Below are 25838 nucleotides of genomic sequence, written 5' to 3'. Positions count from 1 at the left end.
CGAGGGCGGGCAGGATCTCCAGCCCGTACGCGATGACCTGGCCGATCGGCAGCGGCTCCGGACGGCGGCTCTCCCGGTGGTGCGCCAGCGCGAGCTGCCGCAGCGACTGGCCGCCGACGTACTCCATGACGATGTAGCCGACGGTCGTCCCGCTGTGGGCGTCCGGGTGCTGCACGAAGTTGTGGATCTTGACGATGTTCGGGTGCTCGACCTCGGCGAGGAACCGCTGCTCGTTGGCCGCGGCCGCCATCGCCGTCGCGTCGCCGGTGTCGATCAGTCCTTTGAGGACGACCCAGCGGTCGCTGACGTTGTGGTCCTGCGCCAGGTAGATCCAGCCCAGGCCGCCGTACGCGAGCGCGCCCAGCACCTCGTACTGGCCACCGACCAGCTCGTGCGGCCGCAGCTTCGGCACGAACGAGAACGGCGTTCCGCAGTTGTCGCACTTTCCTTCCGCCGCACCGGGTTTCCCGTCCTTGCCCCGGCCGACCTTCGCGCTGCACTTGCTGCAGAAACGCTTTTCCTCCGACACCATCGCGTTCGTCAGCACCGCCGACGCCGGATCACGCGCGGGGACCGCCGGCACCTCGACGAGCCCGGCGCCGAGCCGGCCGCGGCGGGAGCGGGACGTCCGGGACGACGTCCGCCGGCCCGTACCCGGGAACGCACCGGAGCCGGAGCCCGAACCGCTGCCGGTTCCCGAGCCGGTCCCGGTGCCGGTGTGCCGGCCTTCGCTGGTGCGCTCGGGCAGGACGCTTTCGGTGCCCGGGTCGGGCAGCGGCGTGTCCGGGCCGGCGTCCGGCCGCGGCGCCGGCGGCATGATGCTCTGGGTCTCCGGCGCCGGCGCGGCGAGCACGCTCGTCGGCTGCGGCGCGTTCGGGTCGGGGCGGATCGCCTGCGTCGGCTGGACCGGCGGCACGACGGGGTTGATGCTGCCCGGCGGGCGGGTCGGATCCTCGGCACCCGGGATCGTCCCGCGCACGGCCGTCGGCTGGCCGCGCGGCGGCGTCGGCGGACGGCGGACGGGCGCGTGGATGACGGTCTCCTCGCCGCGGGGCGGCTCACCATCGTCGAGGCGGCCCGAGATCGACGGCTCCGGCGTCTCCCACCGCACCGGTGGCGGCGGCTGCCAGCTCGGCGGCGCCGCCGGTCGCTGCTCGTCGTCCGGTGCGGCGTGCCGAGGACGGCGCGGCTCCTCCGACACTTGCTACCTCCCAGATCCCCGGCGACGTGCGGAGATCGATCCTAGTCGCGACCGGCTCACTTGTACTTCGGCGACGGCGGCGACGCCGGGCCCAGCGAGGGCTCCACCCAGCGCCGGTAGCTGTTCTGCCACGCGTCGCTGCCGCGGATCTTGTCCAGCACGGCGTTGACGTACCGGACCATGTCCTCGTTGTCCTTCGGCACGCCGATGCCGTAGTTCTCCTCGGTGAACTGGTCGCCGACCACCTTCAGCGTCGGGTCCTGCGCGGCCATCCCGGCGAGGATCGTGTCGTCGGTCGAGACGGCGTCGACCTGACCCTGCTGGAGCATCACCAGGCAGTCCGACCAGTTGTCCACCGAGACCGGCACCGGCTTCGACGGGTCCGTCGCGATCTTCGCCGCGGAGGTCGACTTCTTGGCCGCGCACACCCGCTTGCCGGTGAGGTCGGCCAGCTTGGTCACCTTCGACTCCTTGGTGACCAGGATCCGCTGCCCCGCCTTGTAGTAGACGGACGAGAACTGGACGCTCTTCTTGCGCGAGCAGGTGATGCTGTAGGTCCGGACCACGATGTCGACCTGGTGTTCCTTCAGGACGTCCTCACGCTGTCCCGACGTGATCGCGCGGAACTGCACACGTCCTTCCGGCGAGCCGAAGATCGACCGGGCGATCTCGTTGACCATGTCGATGTCGAAGCCCTCGAGGTTGCCCGTCGTGGGGTTGCGGAAGCCGAACAGGTAGGTCGTCTGGTCGACGCCGGCGATCAGCTTGCCGCGTTCCTTGATCTTCGCCATGGTCGAGCCGTCGGGGATGCCGGTCCCGTTCGGCGCGAGGCTGACCAGGGGGTCGCAGCTGGTGTCGGTGGCGCCGCCGGCGGTCGAGTCGGGGCCGCCGACGTGCGCGGGCTGCGGCCAGGCCGCGTTGCTCACCGGGGCCGGGTCGACCGGCTTCCCGGGGCTGCCACAGGCCGCCAGCACCAGCGCGGCGAACGCCAGCGCACCCGCCCGGACCGTGTTCCCCCGCCTGCTCACCGGTACTCCCTCAGTCGCTCCCGGATCCCCATGGTGACACCCGCCGCGGCGACCACGGCGAGCACAGCCAAGCCGGGCGCGAGCAGCGTCAGCGCGGCCTCGCCGCCGTGGGTGTCGTCGAGGAACTCCTGCCGGCCGACGTCGATCGCCGCCTGGAGGCTGTCGTCGAGCCGCCGGAACGCCGGGGCCGAGCCGTCGGTCTTGTCCTCGAGGACCGCGGCGTCGACGGCTTCCTGGTACGCCCCCGCGTTGTCCTGGTCGCGGACCTGCTTGTGCGCCTTCATCCAGTCGTTCGCGGCCTTCGTCGCGTCGGCGACCTTGGCGGCGCCGTCACCGTCCGTGATCAGGCCACGGGCTTCGCCGAGCAGGCCGCCCTGACCGTCCGGGCCGACCAGCTGGGCCGCGTTGGTGCCGAAGTCCTTCTCGTACGCCGCGCCGTCGCCGCGGGCGACCAGCGTCAGCGTTTCGTCGGCACGGGCCTGCAGCGCGGCGATCCGCGCGCGGACGAGGACGTCGACGCGGTGCGAACCGTCGTCCTGGCCGCTGCCGACCAGGCTGCCCTGCACGACCAGCGCGACCGCGCCCCACAGCAGCGACACCACGACGGCGGCCGTCGCGACGACGAGCCCGACGTTGAGCAGCCGGTTCGTGCGCCGGGTCAGGTAGATCTGGCCCGCGATCAGCGCGGCGAGCAACGCGACCACGAGGATCGTGGCGAGCCACGGGAACCCGGTGGCGCTGTCCTGCTCCTCGATCAGCCGCTCGGTGTCGACGCGGTAGAGGTCCTGCGCGGCGGGCAGGATCTTCGCGCGCATCAGCTCGGACGCCTCGCGCAGGTAGGACGCGCCGACCGGGTAGCCGAGGCGGTTGTTCGCGCGGGCGGTTTCGACGAGCCCGGTGTAGACCGGCAGCGACTGGTTGAGGACGTCGACCGGGCCGGCCGCGTCGGCGACGTCGGAGGAGTCGGAGGCGGCCTTCGCGAGCGCGGCGCCGGCCTCGGCGATGTCACGCTCGTAGCGCGAACGGAGCTCGGGCGGCTCGGTGCCGATCGACAGGAACGCGCTCGCCGCGGTGGCGTCGGCGTCCGAGAGCGACCGGTAGACCTGCTGAGCCGCGGCGGCGAGCGGCTCGCGGTGGTCGATGACGCCGCCGATCGTGTCGTCGCGGTCCTGCACCGACAGCGTCGCGACCAGCCCGGCGACGAGGGCCAGCAGCACCAGCCCGACGGCGATCACGGTGAGCCGGCCCGGCGTGGTCGCGGCGGACCGGATGATTGCGCGCACCGCCTGGCCCGGCAGGTCCAGCAGGCCGAGGAGGCCACTGCGGCCCCCGGGGCGGTCGCGGCCCTCCGGTGGCGGCGGCGGTGGGGTCCCCGGCGCGGGCGCCGTGGGACCCGGGGCCGTCGCAGTGCTGGTCATCCCCGATTCCTCCCCTGTCTTCCGGGGCTTCGCCCCAGCCGGGGGCTTCGCCACCCGGAACCCCCGAAAAGACGCTGAGCCGTACCCGCAAAAGGTAGCCGAGTCGCGGTACCAGCGGGCACGGGCATCGCCCGCTGTCACCAGCACGTGATCTCCGAGCGGACCGCTCAGCTCCGGATTTCGGCGTGTACGCGCCAGTAACCGTCTTCCGGGCCCGATTCCAGCGTGCCCTCGACGAGAGCCAGGCGCTCGCGCATCCCGGCCAACCCGAAACCTTCACTCGTCCGAGTGAATTCGCCGAGCTGGTTGCGGACGTCGAGCCGGACGGTCCCGGGCTCGTAGTCCAGCCGCATCCGGACGTCCTCGCCGGGCGCGTGCTTGCCCGCGTTCGTCAACGCTTCCCGCGCGACGCCCACCAGCGCGACGACCGCCGCGGACGGCAGCGGCCGGGCCGCACCGCCGGTCTCGAAGCGGACGTCGACGCCGTGGTCGCCAGCGTGCCCGGCGGCCACCTCGGCGAGTGCTTCGGCCAGCGGCGGAACGTCCCGGCGGAGGGCGGCGACGGCGTTGCGCGCTTCGGCGAGCCCGTCGGCGGCCAGGCGCCGGGACCGCCGGACCGAGCGCAGCACACCGTCCACATCGGACCGTTCGGTGAGCAGCGCCTCGGCCAGTTCGAGCTGGACCCCCAGCGCGCCCAGGGAATGCGCCAGGACGTCGTGGACCTCGCGGGCGATGCGCGTGCGTTCGTCGAGGGCGGCGGCGCGCGCGTGTTCGGCCTGCGCGAGCCGGGTCTGCTCGAGCAGGGCGCCGGCCTGGATGGCCTGGACCTCGTACTGGCGGCGGTTGAGCCCGACCAGGACGAGCATCAGCATCACGGCGGGGTCGGCGAGCGCCGCGCCGAACGAGTGCCCGGCGACCAGGTGCGCCGTCACCGCGAGCGCGATGTCGAGCAGGCCGGTCCCGAGGATCACCCCGACGCTCACGGTGGTCAGCGCCGCGAGGCGGCCCAGCGCGATGACGGACAGCAGGAGCGCCGACGAGTCCCCGGCCCGGCCGACGAGGGCCGCGGGCAGCACGCTGGCCACGGCGAGCAGCGCGGCCGCCGTCCTGGGCCGCCGGGACGCGAGCACGACGAACCCGAGCCAGCAGGCGCTCGCGACGCCGTAGGCGGTCCAGATCCACGGGTCCGGCTCGCGCGCGGTCACCAGCGTCGCCGCGACGAAGAGGGTGCCGAGGACCTGCACCACGAGCCAGCTCGGCGCGATGGTGTCGGGCAGCAGGGGACGTTTCGGCACGTCCCCATCTTCCCCGGCGGGATCAGCCCCGGATGGCGGGGGCGAGCGAGTGCGGGAGCACCTCTTCGGGGCTCGGCGGGCGCCGGACCAGCACTTCGACGTCGTCGGCGAAGCGGTACGGCTTCGCGCCGAGGATGCCGCCGAAGTGTCGGCGCAGCCGGGACATCTCGGCGCGGACGGTGACCGTACGGCCCGCGTCGCCGAACAGGTCGGACGACAGCTCGGACGCCGAGCGGCCGCCGCGGTGGCTGGCCAGCACGTACAGCATCTCGGCGTGACGCGGGCTGAGCCGGTGCGTCCAGGTTCCGGCCGCGCCGGCCACGGTCAGCTCGGGTTCGCGTGCCGACCGGACGTCGAGGACGACGCGGGTCGGCGGGGCGGCGTCGTTCGCGGTGGGGCGGATCAGCCAGCCGCCGGGCACGGGCTCGACCGCGCAGTGGCCGTACGCCGGCAGCCAGACGCCGCCGGGTGCCAGGTTCGCCGGCAGCGCGATGCGGTCGACCGGCGCGAGCCCGGCGGCCGCGGCGACCCAGCCGTGCCCGTCGGCGACGACGGCCTGCCCGCCGACCTTCGCGAGCACCGGGACGGCGAAGCCCCGCAGCCGTTCCAGCTCGGTGAGGTGGGTGGTGCGCAGCTGGGACTCCGCGAGCCGCGTCACGGCGTCGACCAGCGCCAACGTCGTCGCGTGGACGGTCGAGGCCGCGCCGGAGAGGTCGACGACGCCGAGCAGCCTGCCGTCGCGCGGGTCGTGCAGCGGCGCGGCGGCGCACGTCCAGGAGTGGTGTGCGCGGACGTAGTGCTCGGCGGCGTACATCTGGACCGGGCGGCGCGCGACGAGCGCGGTGCCGATCGCGTTGGTGCCGACGGATTCCTCCTGCCAGTCGACGCCTTCGACGAACCCGAGCCGGTCGGCGCGGCGGCGGACCGCGGCGCTGCCGTCACGCCAGAGGACGTGGCCGCCCGCGTCGACGAGCACCATGATGTGCGCGGCCTGCTCGGCAAGGCTGATCAAGCCGCCGCGCAACGTCGGCAGTGCCTCGGCCATCCGGCTCGTGCGGCGGCGCGTTTCCAGCTCTTCGATGGTCAGGACGGGCGCGGCGGCGCGGCTGTCGGGGTCGATGCCGAGACGGCGCATCCGCTGCCAGGACGCGTCGATCACCGGCCGGGGCCGACTGGGGAGTGCCTGGCCGGTCAGAGCCGCTTCGTGCACCTGCGCGAGGACACGAGCGTGCCGCCGGGGGTCCGCCCCGGCAGGCAACGCTGCCTCGAGGTCTCGCTGCCCCAACCGCCGCTCCTTGCGCTCCGCCTCAGTCTGCCTTTTCGGTCCGCTGATCGGAAGGTGGCGACAATCTCGCCGAAGGGCTCTTCGCCGGCCAGGGAGGTGCCGGCGAAGAGTCCTTCGGCGGCCTCCGGCAGGGCCAAGAGCCACCGGAGGCGGGATGGGTCGATCAGCGCCGGTACTCCACGACCGCCTTCGCCGCGTTGAGGACCTTCTGCGCGTCCGGGAGGTAGAGGTCCTCGAGCGCGTCGGAGAACGGGACGGGCGTGTGCGGCGGCGTCACCATCTCGATCGGGGCGCGCAGCGAGCCGAACGCCTCCTTCGCGACGAGCGCGGAGATGTCCGTGGCGAGGTTGCAGCGCGGCGAGGCCTCGTCGACGACGACCAGGCGCCCGGTGTTTTCGACGCTTTCGAGGATCGTGCCGGTGTCGAGCGGGCTGGTGGTGCGGGGGTCGATGACCTCGGCTTCCACCCCGTTGGCGGCCAGCACTTTCGCTGCTTCTTCGGCGACGGCGACCATGCGGCCGATGGCCACGATGGTTACGTCACGGCCGTCGCGCACGACGTTCGCTTCGCCGAAGGGGATCGTGTAGCTGTCCTCCGGGACGTCGCCGCCGGTGTCGTAAAGGGCCTTGTGCTCGCAGAAGATCACCGGGTCGTCGTCGCGGATGGCCTGGACGAGCAAGCCTTTCGCCTCGTACGGGTTCGACGGCACGACGACCTTCAGGCCCGGGATGTGCGTGAAGATCGGGTACAGGCACTGCGAATGCTGCGCGGCGGCCCGCAGCCCGGCGCCGTACATCGTGCGGATGACCACGGGCGTCCGCGCGTGGCCGCCGAACATGTAGCGGAACTTGGCCGCGTGGTTGAAGATCTGGTCGAAGCAGACGCCCATGAAGTCGATGAACGCCAGTTCCGCGACCGGCCGCTGCCCGCGCGTCGCGGCACCGATCGCCGCGCCGATGAAGGCGGACTCGGAGATCGGCGTGTCGAGCACGCGGCCGGGGAATTGGGGGAACAGGGCGTTCGTGACGCCGGGGCCCTCGTCCCCGGCGTCGGTGCCGCCCATGACGATGACCGACTCGTCGCGGGTCATTTCCTGCGTCAGCGCCTCGGAGATCGCCTCGCGGTAGCTGATCGTGCGGGTCATGGGCGTGCGCTCCCCTCAATACGAGACGTAGACGTCGGTTTCGAGGTCCTCCGGCGTGGGTTTCGGCGCGGCCTTCGCTTCGGAGACGGACTCCTCGATGAGCTTCGCGACTTCGGCGTCGATGTCGTCGAGAACCTGTTCGCGTAGCTCCCCGCTCTCGGTGACGCGGGTGCGGAACAGCTCGAGGCAGTCGAGGGCGCCGTCCCCCGGGAAGCGGGTGAACTTGATCTCGATGAGCGTCGGGCCACCGCCGTCGCGGGCGCGTTCTACGGCTTCTCCTGCGGCTTCGTGGATGGCGAAGAAGTCGAACCCGTCGACGATCACGCCCGGCACGCCGAACCCGGCGGCGCGGTCGGCGATGTTGTCGGAGGCGACGGACCAGGTGCTGGACGTGACTTCGGCGTAGCCGTTGTTCTCGGCGACGAAGAGGGCGGGCAGGTCCCAGACCGACGCGAGGTTCAGCGCCTCCAGCGTCGTCCCCTGGTTGCCGGCGCCCTCTCCGAAGAAGGCGACGCCGACGCCGCCGGTGTTCTGCTGTTTCGCGGCGAGGGCGGTGCCGCAGATGAGCGGCGGACCGCCGCCGGCGATGCCGTGGGCGCCGAGCATGCCCTTCGAGAGGTCGGCGATGTGCAGCGAGCCGCCCTTGCCGTGACAGGATCCTGTCTTGCGGCCGTAGATCTCGGCCATCATGGCCTTGACGTCGACGCCCTTGGCGATGCAGTGGCCGTGGCCGCGATGAGCGCCGGCGATGGTGTCGCGGTCGTCGAGGTGGGCACAGACCCCCGCGGCGGAGGCCTCCTCGCCGGCGTAGAGGGGCCCGAACCCGGGGATCTCGCCGGTAGCGAACTCGTCGTGCACCCGCTCTTCGAACGCTCGGATGGTGCGCATCACGCGATACGCCTCCCGCAGGGTGTCCGTCATCTTCGACGCTCCTTCCCCAGCTCGGTTTCCGTGCGCAAGAGCCCTTTCCGTGCCGCTTCCGCCATCGTCGCCCGGACGTCCACGACCCACGGCCCGTCCGGCTTGAGCTCGACGAACGCGCTTTCGCCGGTCTTGAGTTCGAGTTCGCGCTCGCCATCCAGCGCTATGACGCCACCCGAGGCGGCGAGCTCGACCCGCATCCCGGGTTTCAGCACACCCCACCCGCGCACGCCGACGGGCCGCACGAGCCCGGGCGCGATGGGCGCGTGCACGACGTACGGCGTCTCGTCGACGGGCCCGAGCTGCAGCGCGACGCCGTCCGGGCTCGACCGAGGGCTGGGGCAGAGCTGCCCTGGCACGCTCGACAGGCCGATGCCGTCGGGTTCGGCGAAGGTGCAGTAGAGCTCGGTGAGCGTGGCGGGATCCCACAGCGCCCTGGCGCCGATGTGCCGGCTCGTCGAGACGCAGACGTCCACGAGCGCGATCTCCCGGCGAGCCTTCGTGACGACTTCGAGAACGCTGACGCGGTGCGTGACGAGATCGGGATCGACCTGCCCGGAGGCGATCAGCCCGGCGGCCAGCCCGGCGACGGTCGCCTCCCGCATCTGCGGGAAGGCGTTGTTGGTCCCGGTGGAGAGCGCGAGGATCGGAACGTCTTCGCAGGCCGCGGCGGCAACGCGAGCGGTGCCGTCCCCACCGAGCACGACGATGACCCCGGCGCCGGCCGCGACCATCCGGCGTACGGCGTTGGTCGTGTCGGCGGCGGTGCCGGTGATCGGATCGTCCGCACAGAAGTCGACGGTGGGCCAGGTCCCGCCTCGCCCGAGCGCCTTGAGAACCGCGGCGGAGATGCCTCCGAGATCGGTGGAGACGAGGGCCCGGTCGAGTCCGGTCACCGCGAAGGCGGCCAGCAGACGCTGGACCATGTTCGCCTTTTCCGCGGTGGGGAACACCGAGGCCTGCGCAACCAGCCGGCGGATGTCCCGTCCCGAAGCCGGATTCGCGACGATCCCCGCCACCGTCTCGCCCAACCTGACCTCCTGTCACAGCACCGGAGAACAGGAGACTCCGTAGCTGGGCGAAAAGGAAGGGTTGCAGGGCGTTGCAGTGTTCACCGAACTGTCACGCGGGGCGCGCAGGCGCCGCCGTGCGACGGGGGCGCGGGCGCTGCCGCGCTCTGGTCAGGCCAAATCGGGCGGGCGTACTCGCCGCGCTGACGCATGCCTCGTCGGCGGCAACCACCGGACTGAGCCGAAGGTCACACCGGCGCTGATCTCCAGTGGACTGTCCACCCGGGAGATCGTCGCGGCGGAGAAGAACGAACCGGGGGCATCCCACGGCGGAGAGCTACGGGAGCAGGCTCGCCGTGCCCTCGTAGGAGAAGCCGGCCTCGTCGACCGCCGCCCGCACGGCGTCCTCGGCCAGCGGGCCGTCAGCGCGAACGATCACCCGGCCGGCCGCGACATCGACGTCCACTTCGGTCACTCCCGGCAGGCCGGTGAGTTCTTCGGTGACCGACTGGGCGCAGTGTCCGCAGCTCATCCCGGAGACGGTGTAGCCGTGCTCGATCATGGTGCGGAGCATACGAAAAGGGCCGCCACCTCGAACGGGTGACGGCCCTTTCCCAAGATCAAAGTCAGATCACGGTGACCGACGTGGCCTGCGGGCCCTTCTGGCCCTGGCCGATCTCGAACTCGACGCGAGCGTTCTCTTCCAGGCTCTTGAAGCCGTTACCCTGGATCTCGCTGTAGTGAACGAAGACGTCGCCGCCACCGTTGTCGGGGGTGATGAAGCCGAACCCCTTCTCGGAGTTGAACCACTTCACAGTGCCCTGAGTCATAAAAAAATCTCCATGTGTAACACCAAAAAACAGGAAGCCGCTTCGGCGCCCCGGGTCAACACGGGGACGGTTTGCTTCCTCGGCGAGGAGACACTACGCCCGCTGAATTCTGCGAGCGTGACTCAACACGAACACAAAAATCGAGACCATGGTCAGTAAAGCACACCACAAGCAGGCCGACAAGTCGTCGTCACCCGGACAGGGTGAGCTATTCGCCACTCGCCGGGCGCAACCCCTCCGCACTGAACGGCGAACGCCAGGTGGTGTCGCGCTCGGCGGCGACCACGGCGTCGTCGTGGGCCTCCGCGCTGGCGCTGAACAGCACCGGTACGACGCCGGAGGACTTCCGCGCTGGTTCGGATGCGTGCTGGTGATCGGTCACGTCGAAACTCCCCTCGTTCCCTGCCCGCTGCGGCGCGGGTCATGACCGTGATGGTGCCATGCGGCACCGACAGAAACCGGTTGTTCCCGCCGGGACCCGGCCGGGAAGGTTCAGCGGCGAACCACCACCGGAACAACGCCAGATTACCCGAGCCGCCGCCGTGCTACCACACAACTTGCCCGCGTTTTCCGAAGCGAAACCGAGCAAACCCTTACTGGGTGGGCGGTTGCGGGCGCGCTTGCCCGAGCAGGGCCGAAATCCGCACGTCCGGGGTCACGACGTCCGGGTCGGTGCGCACGTCGATGACGCACGGCCGCTGCCGCACCAGCGCGCTGGCGATGATCGGCTCGAGCTCCTCGCGATCGTCCACCGTGTACCCGGCCGCGCCGAGTCCACGCGCCCAGGACGCGAAATCCGTCAACGGGATGGACACGCCGGACAGCCTGCCGTGCGTGCGGGCCTGGTGCATGGCGAGCGCGCCGTGGACGCCGTTCTGGAAGACGACGACCATCACCGGCGCCCGGTACCGCACGGCCGTTTCGATCTCCTGTCCGGTCATCAGCGTCCCGGCGTCGCCGACCATGGCCACGACGGTCCGCCGCGGCTCGGCCAGCTTCGCCGCCACCGCGGCCGGCACCGCGTAGCCCATCGCGGCGTTGCTCGGGCCGAGCTGGCTGCGCGGCGCGGTGAAGCACCAGTACCGGTGCATGAACTGCGCGAAGTTGCCGGCGTCGCTGGTCACGATGGTGTCTTCGGGCGCCAGCTTCCGCAGCGCCCGGACGACGTCGACCGGGTGCACCCGGGTGTTGCCGCTCGTGTCGGGCGGGGTCATGAAGGTGTGGACGGCCGCGTTCGCCGCCGAAGCCCGCCGCGTCCGCGGCGACGCCACCTCACGCAGCTCCCGCAGGAACGGCTCGACCTCGGAGTCGACGCGGAAGGTCAGCCCGCGCCGCCGCGAGCTGACGTCAATGCCGGTGCCGACCAGGATCAGCGTCTGCTGAGCCGTCGGATAGCGGTAGGCCTGGGTGGTGACCTCGTCGAGCTGGGTGCCGAGCGCGAGGACCAGATCGGCCCGCTCCAGGGCGTCCAGCTGCCGCGCGGGGATGCCGAGCCCGAGGTGGCCGGCGTAGCGCGCGTGGTTTTCCGGGAAGGCGTCCTGCCGCCGGAAGGCGTTGTAAACGGGCAGCGCGAGCTCGTCGGCGACCGCGATCAGCTCGTCGCGCGCCGACCGCGCCCGCCCGCCGACGATGACCACGGGGTACTTCGCCTCGTCCACCAGTTGCGCCACGGCGTCCGCCGAACGGCCCAGCGTGCCGGACGCCGGCGGCCGGACCCGCGCCATCGGCTTCGCCGCGTCGTAAGGCATTCCCCAGACGTCGCAGGGCACGCCGAGCACGACCGGCCCCGGCCGGCCTTCCTGCGACGTCGTCAGCGCATGGGCGAGCAGGCTGGGCAGGCTGTCCGGGTCGGTCACCCGCAACGTCGACTTGGCGATCGACTCGAACATCGCCGTCAGGTCCGACGTCGGCAGCTCCCCGGACGACGACGGCACCGGTTCGGTCGCCGGCGTCTCCAGCAGGACGACCATCGGAGTCTCGTCCTGGTACGCCGTCTGGACGCCGATCGCCAGGCTCGCCGCGCTCGGCCCCCGGCTGGCCAGCAGCACGGCGGGCCGTTCGGTGAGCTTGCCCTCCGCCTCCGCCATGAACGCCGCGCCCGCGTCGTGGCGCGCCGAGACCAGCGTGATCTCCCGCTCGCGCTGCATCGCGTCGAGCAGTTCCAGGAAGGACTCGCCGACCACCGCGTACACGCGGCGGACCCGCGCCTCGGTCAGGATCCGCACGGCCGTCTGGGCGACGGTCGCTCCCAGTTGGTATCTAATGAGGAGAGCTTAGGCGGGCACCGTTCAGTGCAGTCAAGTGATCTTGGCCGAAACCCGGCAAGGATGGACTGAATGTCCGCTTTGACCGTCTGTCAGCCGATCATGGGAGCGAGGACCGCAGCTTTGACCGCGATCGAACATGAAACCGTTTTTACTTATGGCGCACCGGCGTTGAAGTACGGCACCGGCGCCAGCGACGAGATCGGGTACGACCTGACCCAGTACGGCGTGCACCGGGTGCTCGTCGTGACGGATCCGCAGGTCGCCGCCACCGGCTGGCCGCGCCGCATCGCCGACGGGATCGCCGGCTACGGCATCGAAGCCGAGATCTTCGACGGCGTACACGTCGAACCCACCGATGTCAGCATGCAGAAGGCGGTTGACTTCGCCCGCGGAACCGGTCCGTACGACGCCTTCGTCGCCGTCGGCGGCGGCTCGGCCATCGACACCGCCAAGGCGGCGAACCTGCTCACCAGCAACGACGGCGAGCTGATGGACTACGTCAACGCCCCCGTCGGCGGCGGCCGCGCGCCGGACCGCCCGCTGAAGCCGTTGGTCGCCGTGCCCACGACCACCGGCACCGGCTCGGAAAGCACCACGGTCTGCGTGCTCGACGTGCTGTCCCTGCGCGTCAAGAGCGGGATCAGCCACCTGCGACTGCGCCCCACCCTCGCCGTCGTCGACCCCCGGCTCACCGTCAGCCAGCCGGCCGGGGTGACCGCTGCCAGCGGCATGGACATCCTCTGCCACGCCGCCGAGAGCTACACCGCGAAGCCGTACACCGAGTTCGAGCGCAAGCGCCCGGAGCAGCGCGTGCCGTACTGCGGCTCGAACCCGCTGGCCGACATGTTCGCCGAGCAGTCGCTGCGGATGCTGTCGTGGGCCCTCCCCGCCGCCGTGCGTGACGGCGAGGACCTCAAGGCGCGCGAAGCCATGGCCTTGGCCGCGACGTTCGCCGGGCTCGGCTTCGGCAACGCCGGCGTGCACATCCCGCACGCCAACGCGTACCCGATCGCCGGTCAGGTCCGGGATTTCCACCCGGACGGCTATCCGGGCGAAGAACCCATGGTGCCGCACGGCATGGCCGTGTCACTGACCGCGCCCGCCGCGTTCCGCTTCACCTTCGACGCGGCACCCGACCGCCACCTGCGTGTCGCGCGCCTGCTGGCGCCCGACTTCGAGTGGCCCGGCGACTTCGCCGACCACCTGCCCGCGGTGCTGATCGACCTGATGCGGCAGATCGGCATCCCGGACGGCATCGGTGCCGTCGGGTACACGGAGTCCGATGTGGACTCCTTGGTCGAGGGAACGCTGAAGCAGCAGCGGTTGCTGGCGACCGCGCCCCGCGAGGCGTCCGAGGAGGACCTTGCCGGCATCCTGCGCGAGTCGGTGTCCCTGTGGTGACCGGGTACCCGCACTGGCAGACGGTTCCGTTGCGCTGGAAGGACAACGACGTCTACGGGCACGTCAACAACGTGGTGCACTACTCGCTGATGGACACCGTGATCAACACGTGGCTGATCGAGCAGGGCGGCCTCGACATCGAAGCCGGGGAGGTGATCGGGCTGTGCGTCGAGTCGCACTGCGGGTATCACTCATCGGTTTCCTTTCCTGGAGCGCTGCGGGTCGGTTTGCGCGTGGCGCACCTCGGGAAGTCCAGCGTGCGCTACGAGATCGGGATGTACGCCGCCGACGAGTCCCTGGTCGCGGAAGGGCACTTCGTGCACGTCTTCGTGGACCGCGAGTCCCGCCGGCCGACACCGCTCGCCGGCAAGCTGCGTGAGGCGCTGGAAGCACTGCGACCCGGATGACGTCGACCGCCGGCGGTTCACCTCCTCTCTGACGGTGCCGGTTCCGGGCCGGGTTCTTCCCGCGCTCCCGATCATGCACCACGGCACCGACAGAAACGGCCCGCAGGCGCGAGTTGTCCACAGGCGGGGAAAAGATCGGCGAGTTGTCCACAGATTCGCCACGAGGGCTTCCCGGACCGCTCGAGGGCGATAATCTGGAAGCCCCATGAGATACGTCCACAGTGGACGGGCAGTCAGCTCACTCGAGCGGCTCGCGACACGGATGGCGGCCTAGGCGTCGATCCGGTGGCACCGTTGTGAGAAGGCGGCCCGCTCGTGGTTCCGTTGCCGGCAGGCATGCCGGCGGCGGTCCCCACGTCCGCTGAAGGACCAGCAGAAGCTGCGGCTCCGTCGCCGGCAGGCGCCCCGGAGGCGACCGCAGACCCTGTGCCCACTGCCGGATTCGCGGTGGTAGCGCACCCGTGGCCGGCAGGCGCCCCGCCCACGGTCGCGCCACTGCACGCAGGCGGCGAGCCCCTGGTACCGGGCGGTTGGCTGCCTGCACCCGCGGTCGGCTCGGCACCGGTGGCTGGTTCCCCAGCCACCGGTGTCGCCCACGCCTGCATGAGTTCGGCGTACCGCGCCGACCTGGCCAGCAGGTCGGCGTGCTGACCCAGCGCGGTCTCACGGCCGTCCATGACGAGGACGCGATCCGCGCGCAACGCCGAAGAAAGCCGGTGCGCGATCACCACCAGGACACCACCCCGCGCGGCGAAGGCCCGCTCCGCGCGGGCTTCCGCCACCGGGTCGAGATGGGAGGTGGCTTCATCGAGGATCACGAACTCCGCCGAACTGGCGTAAACCCTGGCGAGCGCGAGCAGCTGCGCTTCGCCCGCGGAGATGCCTTCGCCGCCGTGACCGATCTCGGCGTCGAGACCGCCGAGGCGCCGAAGCAACGCGCTCGCGCCCACCGCGTCGACGGCGGCCGACAACGCCTCGTCCGAAGCTGACGACGCGAAGAGGCCGACGTTGTCCCGGACGCTTCCCGCGAAGACGTACGCCTCCTGCGGGATCAGCGCCACGAGCTCGTGCCGGAGCGCCGCGGGCACGTCCCGGACCGGGACGCCGCCCAGCAGTACGCGGCCTTCCTGCGGCGTCAGCATCCCGGTCAGCAAGCCGGCCAAGGTCGACTTGCCGATGCCACTCGGCCCGACGACGGCGAGGTGCTCCCCCGGCCGTAGACCCAGGTCCAGACCACGGACCACGGGCTCGGCCGTCGCGCCCCAGCCGAACGTGAGGCCGTGGACATCGACGTCGGTGCCGCGCGGGGTCGCCGTGCCGTCGGACACGGCCGGCAGCTCGGCCGTCTCCGCCAGCCTGCGGAGCGCGACCAGCAGGCGCAGGACGACGGTGCCGGCCGTGGCCGCCAGGCCGCGGAGGGCCGGTTGCATCGTCGTGGCCAGGTAAACCAGCGCGCCGAGTGCCGCCCCCGCGGTCAGTTCGCCGCGGGCCACCAGACCCGGCGCCAGCGCCAGTGCGAGCAACAACGGGACGAACCCGCCGAGCGAGATCACCAGGGCCCGGAGGGCGCTCGAGCGCGCCACGCGGATCGCGGCCGTCGCCTGCTCGTCTACCGCGTCGTACATCGCCAGCGCGGCGATCGGCTCGGCACCGCAGGCCACGATGTCGCGCATCCCGGCCAGGGATTGACCCGCCGTCGCGGCCGTGTGCTCGTCCGCCAGCGCCAGCGCGCGCTGGCGGCGGGCGAGAGAAGGAAGGAGGCAGACGAAGGCGACCAACGAGACGACCACCGGCACCGCGACCGGGACCACCAGCGCGCCGGCGACCGTCACGAGGCCGGCGAGCGCGGACGCCGTCGTCACCAGCATGCCGCGGGCCTGCACCAGCAGTCCGGCGGTCGCGTCGCGGACCACTTCGACGTGCTGGGTGATCCGGGCGACGCCGCTGGAGTCCGGCTGGTTGCGCGGCGGGGACTCGTCGTGCAGCACGCCTCGGACGACCGCGGTCACCAGAGCGTCGCGCAGCGGCTCGACCACCTTGCCGAGCTGGTGCCAGACCATCCGCGAACCGAAGGCGCCGAGCACGGCGGCGAGTCCGAACAACGTCAGCCAGCCGAGGCCGGCCGCCGGGTCGCCGACCGAGAAACCCCGGTCCACGGACAGCTCGACGAGCCGTCCCGAGAAGAAAGCAGGTACGCCTTCGAGCAGCGAACACACGAGCAGCACCACACCGCCACGCCACTGCCCGGCGAGAGCGGACCAGTACAACCGGCGCAGGCTCACTCGTCGTCCTCCGTGAAGACACCCCGGTAGCCCGGCTCCTGCCACAGAGCGGCGTGCGTGGCCACCGCGCGGATCCGGCCCTCCTCGAGCCAGACCACCAGGTCGGCGCGGGCGGCGGTGCCCGCGCGGTGGGTCACGACGACGCGCGTGCGGCCGGGCAGCGCACCGGCGAGCGCGCGCTCGACCGCGGCCTCGGTGACCGTGTCGAGGCTGGCCGTGGCGTCGTCGAAGATCAGGACGCGCGGGTTGTGCACGATCGCTCGGGCCAAGCCGAGCCGTTGGGCTTCGCCGCCCGAAAGCGGCGTCTCGGCCAAGGGTGTGCGGTAGCCATCGGGCAGGCGGACGACAACCTCGTCGACCTGTGCGGTCCGGCACGCGCTGCGGACGGCGGACTCGCCGGCCCAGGTGCCGTAGCCGACCGCGTCGGCGACCGTGGCGCCGAGCAGCGCGGGCCGTTCGAAGGCGTAGCCGATGACCGCGCGCAGCTCCTCGCGGCGAAGGCGCTCGAGCGGACGGCCGTCGAGCAGCACCTGGCCTTCGTCGGGCGTGATCAGTCCGCCGAGCACGCCGGCCAGCGCGGACTTGCCCGCGCCCGACCGGCCGACGACCGCGAGGAAGGTGCCGCCGTCGATGCGCAGGTCGATCGCTGCCAGCGCGCCCGTCACGCCGATGTAGCGGAGGTCGATGGTGCCGTCGCCGGGCAGGATCGGCAGCTTGCCGGACACGGGTTCGGGCTCGTCGAGGACCTCGACGAGCCGCTCGGCGCAGCCGCGCGCCCGGGACAGCATGGTGAGCAGCGGAATCTGGGTGACCAGGCCGAGGCCGAGGGCGACGTAGCCGAGCGTGGCCACGACGTCGCCGACGCTGAGCCGGCCCGTGAGGACGCCGAAGCCCGCCGCGGCGAGCACGGAAATCTCGACCGCCGGCGTCAGCAGGCCGGCGCGCCAGACCATCCGGGCTTGCGTGCGCCAGAGGCCCTGACCTGCGAGCGACAGCTTCGGCAGAGGGCGCAGGACTCGTTCGGCTTCGCGGTCGGCAGTGCCGGACGCGGCGATGGTGCGGAGGCCGGTGACCGCGTCGACCATCCGGGCCGCCAGCTCGCCGGAAACCCGCTGGTAGGTGAGGACGTCGTCGGCGGTGCGGCGGAGGTGACTGCGCGCGAGCAGCAGGGCGAACGGGATGCTGCCCAGGAAGACGAGCGCCAGGCGCCAGTCCAGGAGGGCGAGCAGGACGACGGCACCGGTCGAGATGACCAGCATCGAGCCGCACTGGACGACGATCGTGACGATCCCGCCGGCGCCGACGCAGTCGCCGGTGAGACGGCTGATCGCGTCGCCCTCGGCGAAGCGCGAACGCGTGCCGAGCGCGAAGAGCTTGTCGGAGACTGTGCGGCGTAGCCAGGCGGACGCCGTCGCGGTGACGCGGGTGGTCAGGATGCCGCCCACGACGTCGGCCGCGATCTCCGCGCCGCCGACCAGCAGCAGCCAGGAGACTTCGGGCCAGCTCCGGCGGCCCGCGACAACACTGTCCACCGCTGCCGCGAGCGCGCCGGGAAGGAGCAGGCCGGCCGCGGTGGCGACCAGCGCGGTACCCACGATGGCGGCCAACCGGGGGCGATCGAGACCGGCCACCCTGGCCAGCAACCGATCGGCGGGGCCGCGCATCTCACTCCTTCGGACGAGGTACCGCCGAGGCGGTACCGGGGCCACAATGAAGGTGCGGGAGCGGCGCACTTGGCCTGTGCCGCTCCCGCACCGTTCACCTAGGCACTACTGCCGGCGATCCGCCAGGTCAGTGGCAGGTCAGCAGGCTGACGGTGCTGTTGGCGCAGGAGGCCAGCAGGCTGAGGTTCGACGTGCCGCCGCCGCCGCCACCGTGGCCGCCGTCGAGCACCTCGGGGGTCTCCATGGCCTGCAGCTCCAGAACGAGTTCCATTGGTGTTCCTTCCTTCGTTTTCACTTCGGGTCCGCCGGTCAACGACCGGTGGTTTGAGGGGACGGCGTGCTGCCCAGGAAGGGCAGCACCTCCTTGCCGTCCAGCAGGGCGGCGAGCGCGAGGAGGATCCCCGCACTGCCGGTCTTGAGGTCCATCGACAGGCGCAGCAGCTGGTTGCCGGGGAAGGCGAGGCCGCCCTTGAACGGCACCGCGTACCAGGCCAGCCGCGCCAGGTGCAGGTCGATCGCCGCGCGGATCGGCGGCGCCGGGTCCGGGTCCATGCCCAGCGCCACCGCGAGCCCGCACCGGCCGTAGAGCAGGCCGGGGTGGATGACGAACTCACCACGGCACGATTCGCGCAGGCCGGGAAGGCTCTCGCAGGCTTCGGCGTCCGGGCGGTGCCGCGCCAGCTGCTCGGCGACCACGAGGATTCCGCTGCTGCCGATGCCCATGTAGGGCAACGTGCGGGCCGCGCCGTCGCGGACCTGCAGCGAGCCGTCGTCGGACTCGACGCATTCTTCGAGGTCACGGCACAGGGCCTGGTCAGCGAAGGACAGCCACGCGGGCTCGCCGGTGCGCTCGAAGAGCCGCACGAACAACAGCGCTGGTCCGGACCAGCCGGACAGCAGACCGGCGCGGGCGAAGTTCCCCGGCGGCGCCGCCGTCTCCAGCGCTTCCGCCAGCCGGACGGCCGTGGTCAGCGCCTGGCGGCCGAACTCGTTGTCCTGGCGGACCGTCGCGAAGTGCAGCATCGTCAGCCCGATGCCGGCCAGGCCGCCTTCCAGGGCGTGGTCGGTCGTCTGCTCGACGAGCCGCGCGGACGACGCCAGCAGCCTGGTCGCCTCGTCGTGGTGACCGAAGTTCTCCAGCACGTAGGCGATGCCGTAGCTGCCGTCGAAGAACCCGGGCCGGGCCGGCGGCTCACGGCGGACCGCATCGATCAGCCAGCGCTCGTGTTCGGGGAACCGGCCGGCGCCGATGACGTCGAGGGCGTGCAGCACGCCCGCGGCGCCGACGCCGAAACAGACGCCGCCGACCCGGAACTGCTCGATGTCGCCGGGGAACAGCCGGTCCTGGCGCTCGGGCGTCGCGCTGGCCAGGATCGCTTCGGCGATCTGCTTGCGGACCAGCGGCCAGTCGGGTTTCTCCTGGTCGAGCTCCGTGTGGATCGGTGCCGGCTCCGCGGGGACATCACGCGGGGCCAGCACCGCGACTGCGGCGTCCGCGTACCCCTCGGGCAGCGCGAACCGGCGTTCGACGAAGTCGGCGATGCCGCGCAGCTTCGCCGGTGCGAGCTCGGTCAGCTGCGAGAGCGGCAGGAACAGCCACAGCCGCAACGCCGCGATCGCGTGCTCGTCGATTTCGAACCCGGTGCGGTCGGCCGGGGCGCGGAACCCGGGCGCGCCCAGGGCCGGGCGGTCGCCGGACTCGACGTCGAAGGCCATCTCGAAGTCGATCAGGGAGATCCGGCCGTCGTCGTCCTCGTCGATGAGGATGTTCAGCGGGTGCAGGTCGCCGAAGACGACGCCGCGGGCGTGGATCTCCTCGACCGTCCTCTCGACCCGGGCGACGACGTCGAGCGCGCGCCGGGCATAGGCGGCAAGGTCGTCGTCGGTCGTGCCGCGCTTGGTCAGCGGGTAGTTTCGGGCCAGCCAGTTGCCCAGCGAGTTGCCCGGCATGTACTCCATGGCCAGGTAGTGGTGCTCCCAGACCGTGAAGCGCTCGAAGACCCGCGGCACGCCGGTGACGTCGGCCAGCCGGTCGAGCACCTCGTGCTCGCGGCGCAGCCGTTCGACGGCGTCGATCCGCGCCTTGTCCAGGCCGGCGTGCGGACGGGCTTCCTTGAGGACGACCTCGTCACCGCCCGCCTTGGGGTCGGCGACGTAGACGCCGCCGCCGTTCGAGAAGTGCAGGGAGCGCGTCACCCGGTAGGGGAACTGGGCCGGGTCGCCGCTCTTGCGCGCGGCGACGCTGCTCTGCAGGCAGGCCGGAATCTTCACCCAGTCGGGGACGGAGAACGTCGGTTCCCGCTTGTCGGGCACGAGCCGGCCATCCGGCTTGCGGATCGCCAGGACGCGGTTGCCGTCGTGTTCGACCCACTGTTCGGCGAATCCGCCGTAACGGACGTAGAGTGGTCCGTCGCCGTATCTGAGGTCGCTCAGGATATAGGCACCGTGCTCGCCTTCGAGCCGAACCGCCAGATCTTCGAGAACACGCGCCAGCTCGTCTTCGTCAGCAGGGTAAATGGTGATGAGCTTTGCGCTGCCGTCACGGGGGGCGTATTTCGAATTCCGGGCGAGCAGGATCATCAGCGAGCGGAGGTGCTTGTAGGAGATCCGGTGCTCGATACAGTACTCGTGCACCTGCACGAGCACGCGCCGCGCATTGTCCAGACCAGCGGAAACGTGGATTTTCCACCCTTGGCCTGGAAGGTGACGGCCCTCGGGGCTCAGCGCCCGCCAGACCCCGCGATCGGCGGTGACCCAGCCGGTGGCCGGCAGCGGCAGCGCCTGGGCAAAATCGTCGACCGGCGCGCCGATTTCCTGTTGTTCGTCGTAGAACAACGGGTCGGCGAAGCAAAATGCTTCGTAGCGCAGGTCCATCGAAGATACCCCTCCGTGTGTCCCCCCGGGCACCTCGGCTCCGGGGACGAGGAATATTCCCCCATGCCGGACGGTCCCGCGCCTATCCGCCAACCCGGGGGTTCAACTGGTCTATCCGAGGTAGGCAAAAAGGGCACTTACCAGTCAGTAGACGGACCCAGGGTAATTCTTGGCAGATGGCCAACCACCCTGTCGGGGTGTAACACGAAGCTTTTTACAACATTCCCGCAGGTCCACACCAAGATAACACGGAATAAACCACCGAATTGGCAGAATGCCATCAAGGCCTTCTGGTGATCAATTGACTCGGTGCCGGCACACCTGGTCGACGCGGCCGGGTCCACTGTGGAGCGGCCGGGTGGTGCACGCCACGCCCGCAGGACCTCGGCGGACGGACCCACCGGTACCACGGAGTAAGTTGACGTCCGGCGGACCGGAAGGAGGAACGGGTGATCTTCGGATTCGCCGTGACGGTCGCCGTGGCGGCCACGCTCGTCGCGCTGTGGAGCTTCGTCCAGTCGGCCCGCAACCGGCTGCCGGACAACCCCCTCCTGATCGCGATCGCGGTCGTCGAGGTCCTGCTGGTCGTCCAGCTGGTGATCGGGATCGTGCTGCTCGCCGGCGGTGACCGCCCGGGCAGCCTGGCGACCTACCTGGCCTACCTGATCGGCAGCCTGGTCGTACTGCCCGTCGGCGCTGCCTGGGCCCTGGCCGAGCGGAGCCGGTCGAGCACCGCGGTGCTCGGCATCGCCTGCATAGCCATCCCGGTGATGGTGCTGCGACTGAACGAGGTGTGGAGTGGAGCGACAGCGTAGGACGGCCACCGGCCCCGGGCGGGTGCTCGTCGCCGTGTACGCGATCTTCGCGCTGGCCGCGACGTCGCGGGCCGGCGTCCAGATCGGCACGAAGTTCCACGAAGCACCGCTCGCCTACCTGCTCTCGGCGTTCGCCGCGGTCGTGTACATCGTCGCGACGATCGCGCTGGCCCGCCACGGCGACGGCTGGTGGCGCGTGGCGCTGACGGCCTGCTCGATCGAACTGCTGGGCGTGCTGACCATCGGCACGCTGAGCCTGGTCGACGCGGCCGCGTTCCGGCACCCGACCGTCTGGTCGGTCTACGGCGAGGGCTACCTCTTCATCCCGCTGGTCCTGCCGGTCATCGGCCTGTACTGGCTCCGCCGCACCGCCCCGGCGAAGGTCACTGCCTGACGAGGCGCGACCCGCTCCTCTTCGAGCGCGGAACAGTACGGGAACTGCACGTAGTCCATCCGGCGCAATAAATACGGATGCGACCCGGACTTTCGTCGGTTCCGGACATTCCCCGAAAACTCGGACACTCTTCTCGTTCGGTCCCCACCGGCTTTCCCGTGCGGGTTCTCCGCACGAAAAGGAGTGAGCGTGAAATTCGGCAAGTTCGTGCTGCTGGCCGCGAGTACCGCGCTGGCCGTCGTCGGCCTCGGCGGCCCGGCGTCCGCCCAGACCACCCCGCAGGCCCAGCCGTCGATCATCGGTGGCAGCACCGCCTCGAGCGGCCCCTGGGCGGCCCGGCTGTTCGTGAACGGCCAGCAGAACTGCACCGCGACGATCATCGCGCCGCAGTACATCCTGACCGCGAAGCACTGCGTCAGCAGCTCCGGGACGTACACGTTCCGGATCGGCAGCCTCGACCAGTCCAGCGGCGGGACGATGGCCACCGGCTCCGCCATCACGAGGTACCCGGGCTCCGCCGACCTGGCGATCGTCCGGCTCACGACCTCGGTGAGCGCCACCTACTCGCCGCTCGGCAACGTCGGCGACGTCTCGGTCGGCCAGAACGTCTCGGTCTACGGCTGGGGCGCGACCAGCCAGTGCGGCTCCGAGATCAACTGCCAGTCGCGGTACCTGAAGGTCGCGACGGTACGGGTGAACTCGATCGGCTGCAGCGACTACACCGGCGGCGTCGCCGTGTGCGCGAACCGCGTCAACGGCATCACCGCCGGCGGCGACTCGGGCGGCCCGATGTTCGCATCCGGCCGCCAGGTCGGCGTCGCGTCGACCAGTGACCGGTCGAACAACACGGCGTACACGAACATCACGCGATACCGCAGCTGGATTTCCCAGGTGGCCGGAGTCTGATTCCCGGGAAAGGGCCCGGCCGTTTCCCGGCCGGGCCCTTTCGCCGTCAGGACGTCGAAATGTCGTCGAGCTGTTCCGCGGCGGGCCGGACCGGGTAGAGGTCCCCACCCGGTTCGACCGGCACGCGCGGCAACGCCGTCCGCGCCGCCTGGTCCCCCGCGTCGGCCGCCGCGTGCAGCACGTCCAGCGCGGCGTACGGCCGGAAGTCCAGCTCCGGGTACGGCCACCGTCCCTGCCCCTGCGTGGCGCCCGGAATCAAGAAGTCGACGGCCTTGAAGAGCGTCGCACCACTGGGCGCGGTGTAGTGCCACAGGTCGACGCCGACGTGCTTGCCGATCTGCGCGAGCCGCGTCAGCGCGACGAGGTTGAAGTTGGAGTAGTGCCAGCTACGCGTCCGGCTCGCTTCCGCCGGCTGGTAGCCGTCGGCCTGGATCTGCGGCGCGATGCGGTTCGGCCCGGCGTCCCGGATGATCGTCTTCGCCAGGTCCCGCTGCCCGGTGCCGAGGGCGAGCGCCGCGGCCAGCATGTCGTAGAAGCTGCCGTGGTTGTTCTGCGCCTTGGCCTCGTCGGTGCCGTTCTTGCTGGTGCGCAACCAGTCCAGGAACTGCGTGTACCAGCCGGTCATGCCGGCCTGGTCGGTCTTCGTCCAGCCGGGGGCGCCGGTGGCGAGGATCGCGGTGGCGTCGACGACCTGGCTGAGCGTGTAGGAGAACTCGATGATGCCGATGCCGCGGCCGTCCACCTTGCACGGGATGCCCTGGGCGTAGTTCATGTTCGGGTTCATCTTCGTGGCCGCGTCGAGGAACCAGGTGCGCAGGTCGAGGGCGGCGCGCTGGGCGTATCGAGCGTCGCCGGTGTAATACCAGGCGAGGGCGAGCCGATAGATCGCGGCGAAGGCGTCACCGCGGTAGGCGTGGTCGGTGATCTCGTCGACGATCGGGTTGCGCTGGCCGTCCTTCTGGACGAACGGGCAGCCCCAGGGGTTCTCGGCCGTCGGTTCCGTGGTGGGCCACCAGTAGGGCGCGAGGCTGAGGTAGTCGTGCTTGTCCCCGCTGGGTGGGACCTGCTTCTTGGCGGTGACGCTCCAGGGGCCGGTCGTGAGGTCGGTCTTCGCGGCGGCGAGCAAGTTGTTCAGCGCGGTTTTGGACGTCCGTTCGCCGACCAGTGCGGCGAACTTGGTCCGTAGCAGCTGGTTGCCATCGAGGACGGCGGTGCTCGGCGCACAGATCGGCCCGATGACGGGGATGCTGCAGCCGTTCGTCGCGGGGGCCGCTTCAGCCGGCGCGGCTACGGAAGTGGCAAGAAGCCCGACCGCGGCGAGCGCCACGACGGTGTGGCGGAAGATCATGTCCGCTCCATTCACAAGTATGAACGTCAACTCTGTGAGTGAATGGAGAGTACGCACGTGAACGCGGCTGGGGCAATGCCCGCAAGTTCAGTCGCGAGGACGGAAGAAGACTTCGAGTCGCGCGGCGGCGAGATCCGCCCAGGTGTCGCCGGTGACGAGGACGGCCGCGGCGCCGGTCGGGAACTTGGCCTGGACCAGCCGGGTGTCCTCCGCGTCGCCGGCGAGGTGGAGGGTCAGTTCGCTGACACCGGGCTCGTGCCCGACCAGAGCGAGGGTGCCGACGTCGCCGGGGACCCGTCGCACCGCGTTGAGGAACTCCTCGGGACCGGCGCCGTAGAGATCTTCGTCGTACTCGACGGACGGCTTGCTCGGGAGCGCCTCACTGACTCGCGCCCAGGTTTCCCTGGTGCGGCGGGCGGTGGAGCAGACGACGTGGTCGGGAACGTAGCCGTGGTCGCCGAGCCAGCGGCCGAGCTTGGGCGCATCCCGAATCCCGCGCGGCGCAAGCGGTCGCTCGTGGTCGGGGAGGTCGTCCGACCAGTCCGACTTGGCGTGCCGGAGGACGATGAGCCGCCTGGTCGCGTCCATGTTCACCGCCTGTCGCCTCGGTCGACTGCGCCGAGGAATGGTGGGCCGCCTGGGGCTCGAACCCAGAACCTACGGATTAAAAGTCCGCAGCTCTACCAATTGAGCTAACGGCCCGCGCTGCAAGTCTAGCCAGGGCCCCGTCACCCACCTGCACGCCGGGTCCGGCTGAGGGCGCCGCGAAGGTCAAGACTGGTTCTCGCCCGGCCAGGCCCGCATGATGCCTGCATGCCGGGTTCGCTGCTGATCCTCACCGGGCCGCCCGGTGCCGGGAAGTCCACCGTCGCCCGCATGGTCGCCGACGACGCGCCTCGGGCGACCGTGCACCTGCACACCGACAGCTTCTACGTCTGGATCCGGACCGGGTTCGTGGCGCCGTACCTGCCCGAGGCCGCCCGGCAGAACGATGTCGTGCTCGGGGTGATCGCCGAGGCCGCTTGCGGGTACGCCCGGGGTGGCTACGACGTCGTCCTCGATGGGGTCATCGGGCCCTGGGCGCTGGAGCCCTTCCGCGACGCCGCCAAGCGGGACCGTCTGGACCTCTGCGGCCGAGTCTCGAGGTCACCCTCGCCCGCGGGACCGCGCGTGCAGGCCGGGAGCTCACCGAGGTCGAGCCCATCACCGGCATGCACGGCGCGTTCGCCGACCTGGGCGAGCTCGAGAAGAACGTCATCGACACCACGGACCACACCGTCGATGACACCACGGACGCAGTACGGCGCCGAGCACGCTCGGCGCCGTACTTGCTCTGATGTGGACAGAA

At 71.0% G+C, this 25838-nt stretch carries 24 protein-coding genes, 1 tRNA gene and 1 pseudogene; 7 read left to right on the top strand and 19 right to left on the bottom strand.

Annotation, left to right across the window (positions count from 1 at the left end):
• The 12 genes from AB0M83_RS24895 to AB0M83_RS24840 form a co-directional block, all read right to left on the bottom strand.
• On the bottom strand, positions 1 to 1201 hold a 1201-nt coding region (locus tag AB0M83_RS24895), incomplete at its 3' end, for a serine/threonine protein kinase (RefSeq protein WP_364520725.1).
• A 56-nt stretch (positions 1202 to 1257) separates the two neighbouring features.
• Positions 1258 to 2229, bottom strand: a complete 972-nt coding sequence (locus AB0M83_RS24890) for a glutamate ABC transporter substrate-binding protein (protein ID WP_364520724.1) — start codon at positions 2227 to 2229, stop codon at positions 1258 to 1260.
• Positions 2226 to 3647 (bottom strand): hypothetical protein, encoded by a 1422-nt coding sequence (locus AB0M83_RS24885; protein ID WP_364520723.1) that lies wholly within the window; start codon positions 3645 to 3647, stop codon positions 2226 to 2228. Before AB0M83_RS24885 ends, AB0M83_RS24890 begins: the two co-directional genes overlap by 4 nt.
• Positions 3648 to 3814: 167 nt before the next feature.
• On the bottom strand, positions 3815 to 4942 hold the full coding sequence (locus AB0M83_RS24880; protein WP_364520722.1) for a histidine kinase: 1128 nt from the start codon (positions 4940 to 4942) through the stop codon (positions 3815 to 3817).
• A 22-nt stretch (positions 4943 to 4964) separates the two neighbouring features.
• Positions 4965 to 6227 (bottom strand): GAF domain-containing protein, encoded by a 1263-nt coding sequence (locus AB0M83_RS24875; protein ID WP_364520721.1) that lies wholly within the window; start codon positions 6225 to 6227, stop codon positions 4965 to 4967.
• Positions 6228 to 6390: 163 nt separating this feature from the next.
• Positions 6391 to 7371: an alpha-ketoacid dehydrogenase subunit beta gene (locus AB0M83_RS24870; protein WP_364520720.1), complete on the bottom strand. Its 981-nt coding sequence runs from the start codon at positions 7369 to 7371 to the stop codon at positions 6391 to 6393.
• Positions 7372 to 7386: 15 nt separating this feature from the next.
• A complete protein-coding gene (locus tag AB0M83_RS24865) occupies positions 7387 to 8292 on the bottom strand; it encodes a thiamine pyrophosphate-dependent dehydrogenase E1 component subunit alpha (protein WP_364520719.1) in 906 nt (301 codons plus the stop codon).
• Complete coding sequence (locus tag AB0M83_RS24860) at positions 8289 to 9323, bottom strand: NAD(+)/NADH kinase (RefSeq protein ID WP_364520718.1); 1035 nt, start codon at positions 9321 to 9323, stop codon at positions 8289 to 8291. Before AB0M83_RS24860 ends, AB0M83_RS24865 begins: the two co-directional genes overlap by 4 nt.
• A 316-nt stretch (positions 9324 to 9639) precedes the next feature.
• Entirely contained in the window at positions 9640 to 9864 is a 225-nt protein-coding gene (locus AB0M83_RS24855) for a heavy-metal-associated domain-containing protein (protein WP_364520717.1), read from the bottom strand.
• Between the two features lie 64 nt (positions 9865 to 9928).
• Complete coding sequence (locus AB0M83_RS24850; RefSeq protein ID WP_013222289.1) at positions 9929 to 10132, bottom strand: cold-shock protein; 204 nt, start codon at positions 10130 to 10132, stop codon at positions 9929 to 9931.
• Positions 10133 to 10340: 208 nt separating this feature from the next.
• Positions 10341 to 10514 carry a hypothetical protein gene (locus tag AB0M83_RS24845; RefSeq protein WP_286000398.1) on the bottom strand — a complete coding sequence of 58 codons (174 nt, stop codon included), beginning with the start codon at positions 10512 to 10514 and terminating at the stop codon, positions 10341 to 10343.
• Positions 10515 to 10725: 211 nt separating this feature from the next.
• Positions 10726 to 12384, bottom strand: a complete 1659-nt coding sequence (locus AB0M83_RS24840; protein WP_364520730.1) for a thiamine pyrophosphate-dependent enzyme — start codon at positions 12382 to 12384, stop codon at positions 10726 to 10728.
• A 135-nt stretch (positions 12385 to 12519) separates the two neighbouring features.
• Here AB0M83_RS24840 and AB0M83_RS24835 point away from each other — a divergent pair, with 135 nt between their 5' ends.
• A complete protein-coding gene (locus tag AB0M83_RS24835; RefSeq protein ID WP_364520716.1) occupies positions 12520 to 13800 on the top strand; it encodes a hydroxyacid-oxoacid transhydrogenase in 1281 nt (426 codons plus the stop codon).
• Positions 13797 to 14207 (top strand): thioesterase family protein, encoded by a 411-nt coding sequence (locus AB0M83_RS24830; RefSeq protein ID WP_364520715.1) that lies wholly within the window; start codon positions 13797 to 13799, stop codon positions 14205 to 14207. The genes AB0M83_RS24835 and AB0M83_RS24830 overlap by 4 nt, the downstream gene beginning before the upstream one ends.
• Positions 14208 to 14440: 233 nt before the next feature.
• Here AB0M83_RS24830 and AB0M83_RS24825 read toward each other — a convergent pair whose 3' ends face one another.
• The 4 genes from AB0M83_RS24825 to lanKC all read right to left on the bottom strand — a co-directional run bounded on the left by AB0M83_RS24825 (position 14441) and on the right by lanKC (position 21027).
• Positions 14441 to 16489 carry an ABC transporter ATP-binding protein gene (locus AB0M83_RS24825; protein WP_364520714.1) on the bottom strand — a complete coding sequence of 683 codons (2049 nt, stop codon included), beginning with the start codon at positions 16487 to 16489 and terminating at the stop codon, positions 14441 to 14443.
• Complete coding sequence (locus AB0M83_RS24820; RefSeq protein WP_364520713.1) at positions 16486 to 18153, bottom strand: ABC transporter ATP-binding protein; 1668 nt, start codon at positions 18151 to 18153, stop codon at positions 16486 to 16488. The genes AB0M83_RS24825 and AB0M83_RS24820 overlap by 4 nt, the downstream gene beginning before the upstream one ends.
• A 127-nt stretch (positions 18154 to 18280) precedes the next feature.
• Positions 18281 to 18424, bottom strand: a complete 144-nt coding sequence (locus AB0M83_RS24815; RefSeq protein ID WP_364520712.1) for a SapB/AmfS family lanthipeptide — start codon at positions 18422 to 18424, stop codon at positions 18281 to 18283.
• Between the two features lie 38 nt (positions 18425 to 18462).
• Entirely contained in the window at positions 18463 to 21027 is a 2565-nt protein-coding gene (lanKC, locus tag AB0M83_RS24810; RefSeq protein WP_364520711.1) for a class III lanthionine synthetase LanKC, read from the bottom strand.
• A gap of 449 nt (positions 21028 to 21476) precedes the next feature.
• Here lanKC and AB0M83_RS24805 point away from each other — a divergent pair, with 449 nt between their 5' ends.
• The 3 genes from AB0M83_RS24805 (at position 21477) to AB0M83_RS24795 (ending at position 23142) form a co-directional block, all read left to right on the top strand.
• Complete coding sequence (locus tag AB0M83_RS24805) at positions 21477 to 21842, top strand: hypothetical protein (protein ID WP_364520710.1); 366 nt, start codon at positions 21477 to 21479, stop codon at positions 21840 to 21842.
• A 22-nt stretch (positions 21843 to 21864) separates the two neighbouring features.
• The gene (locus tag AB0M83_RS24800; protein WP_364520729.1) at positions 21865 to 22236 is read left to right on the top strand and encodes a hypothetical protein; all 372 of its coding nucleotides are present in this window, start codon (positions 21865 to 21867) and stop codon (positions 22234 to 22236) included.
• A gap of 189 nt (positions 22237 to 22425) precedes the next feature.
• Complete coding sequence (locus AB0M83_RS24795; protein WP_364520709.1) at positions 22426 to 23142, top strand: trypsin-like serine protease; 717 nt, start codon at positions 22426 to 22428, stop codon at positions 23140 to 23142.
• 46 nt (positions 23143 to 23188) lie between these two features.
• Here AB0M83_RS24795 and AB0M83_RS24790 read toward each other — a convergent pair whose 3' ends face one another.
• From AB0M83_RS24790 to AB0M83_RS24780, 3 genes are all read right to left on the bottom strand, one after another.
• A complete protein-coding gene (locus AB0M83_RS24790; RefSeq protein ID WP_364520708.1) occupies positions 23189 to 24490 on the bottom strand; it encodes an alginate lyase family protein in 1302 nt (433 codons plus the stop codon).
• An 87-nt stretch (positions 24491 to 24577) separates the two neighbouring features.
• Complete coding sequence (locus tag AB0M83_RS24785) at positions 24578 to 25078, bottom strand: histidine phosphatase family protein (protein WP_364520707.1); 501 nt, start codon at positions 25076 to 25078, stop codon at positions 24578 to 24580.
• 38 nt (positions 25079 to 25116) lie between these two features.
• Positions 25117 to 25192: transfer RNA gene (locus tag AB0M83_RS24780), tRNA-Lys, on the bottom strand.
• A gap of 111 nt (positions 25193 to 25303) precedes the next feature.
• On the opposite strand from AB0M83_RS24780, the pseudogene AB0M83_RS24775 reads away from it, so the two are divergent.
• Both AB0M83_RS24775 and AB0M83_RS24770 read left to right on the top strand, forming a co-directional pair.
• A pseudogene (locus tag AB0M83_RS24775) lies at positions 25304 to 25540 on the top strand (zeta toxin family protein); the annotation flags it as partial.
• Between the two features lie 161 nt (positions 25541 to 25701).
• The gene (locus tag AB0M83_RS24770; RefSeq protein WP_364520731.1) at positions 25702 to 25827 is read left to right on the top strand and encodes a hypothetical protein; all 126 of its coding nucleotides are present in this window, start codon (positions 25702 to 25704) and stop codon (positions 25825 to 25827) included.
• The last annotated feature ends 11 nt before the right edge of the window (positions 25828 to 25838 follow it).

Source organism: Amycolatopsis sp. NPDC051106 (assembly GCF_040682775.1).
Lineage (GTDB): Bacteria > Actinomycetota > Actinomycetes > Mycobacteriales > Pseudonocardiaceae > Amycolatopsis.
The sequence above is the reverse complement of the archived record's forward strand: the minus strand, read 5'-3'. Positions and strand labels throughout refer to the sequence as shown.

Coding starts and splice junctions, on each gene's coding strand:
- AB0M83_RS24885 (WP_364520723.1), bottom strand. CDS start 3,647: ATGACCAGCACTGCGACGGCCCCGGGTCCCACGGCGCCCGCGCCGGGG.
- AB0M83_RS24870 (WP_364520720.1), bottom strand. CDS start 7,371: ATGACCCGCACGATCAGCTACCGCGAGGCGATCTCCGAGGCGCTGACG.
- AB0M83_RS24865 (WP_364520719.1), bottom strand. CDS start 8,292: ATGACGGACACCCTGCGGGAGGCGTATCGCGTGATGCGCACCATCCGA.
- AB0M83_RS24855 (WP_364520717.1), bottom strand. CDS start 9,864: ATGATCGAGCACGGCTACACCGTCTCCGGGATGAGCTGCGGACACTGC.
- AB0M83_RS24850 (WP_013222289.1), bottom strand. CDS start 10,132: ATGACTCAGGGCACTGTGAAGTGGTTCAACTCCGAGAAGGGGTTCGGC.
- AB0M83_RS24820 (WP_364520713.1), bottom strand. CDS start 18,153: ATGCGCGGCCCCGCCGATCGGTTGCTGGCCAGGGTGGCCGGTCTCGAT.
- AB0M83_RS24815 (WP_364520712.1), bottom strand. CDS start 18,424: ATGGAACTCGTTCTGGAGCTGCAGGCCATGGAGACCCCCGAGGTGCTC.
- lanKC (WP_364520711.1), bottom strand. CDS start 21,027: ATGGACCTGCGCTACGAAGCATTTTGCTTCGCCGACCCGTTGTTCTAC.
- AB0M83_RS24790 (WP_364520708.1), bottom strand. CDS start 24,490: ATGATCTTCCGCCACACCGTCGTGGCGCTCGCCGCGGTCGGGCTTCTT.
- AB0M83_RS24785 (WP_364520707.1), bottom strand. CDS start 25,078: ATGGACGCGACCAGGCGGCTCATCGTCCTCCGGCACGCCAAGTCGGAC.
- AB0M83_RS24770 (WP_364520731.1), top strand. CDS start 25,702: ATGCACGGCGCGTTCGCCGACCTGGGCGAGCTCGAGAAGAACGTCATC.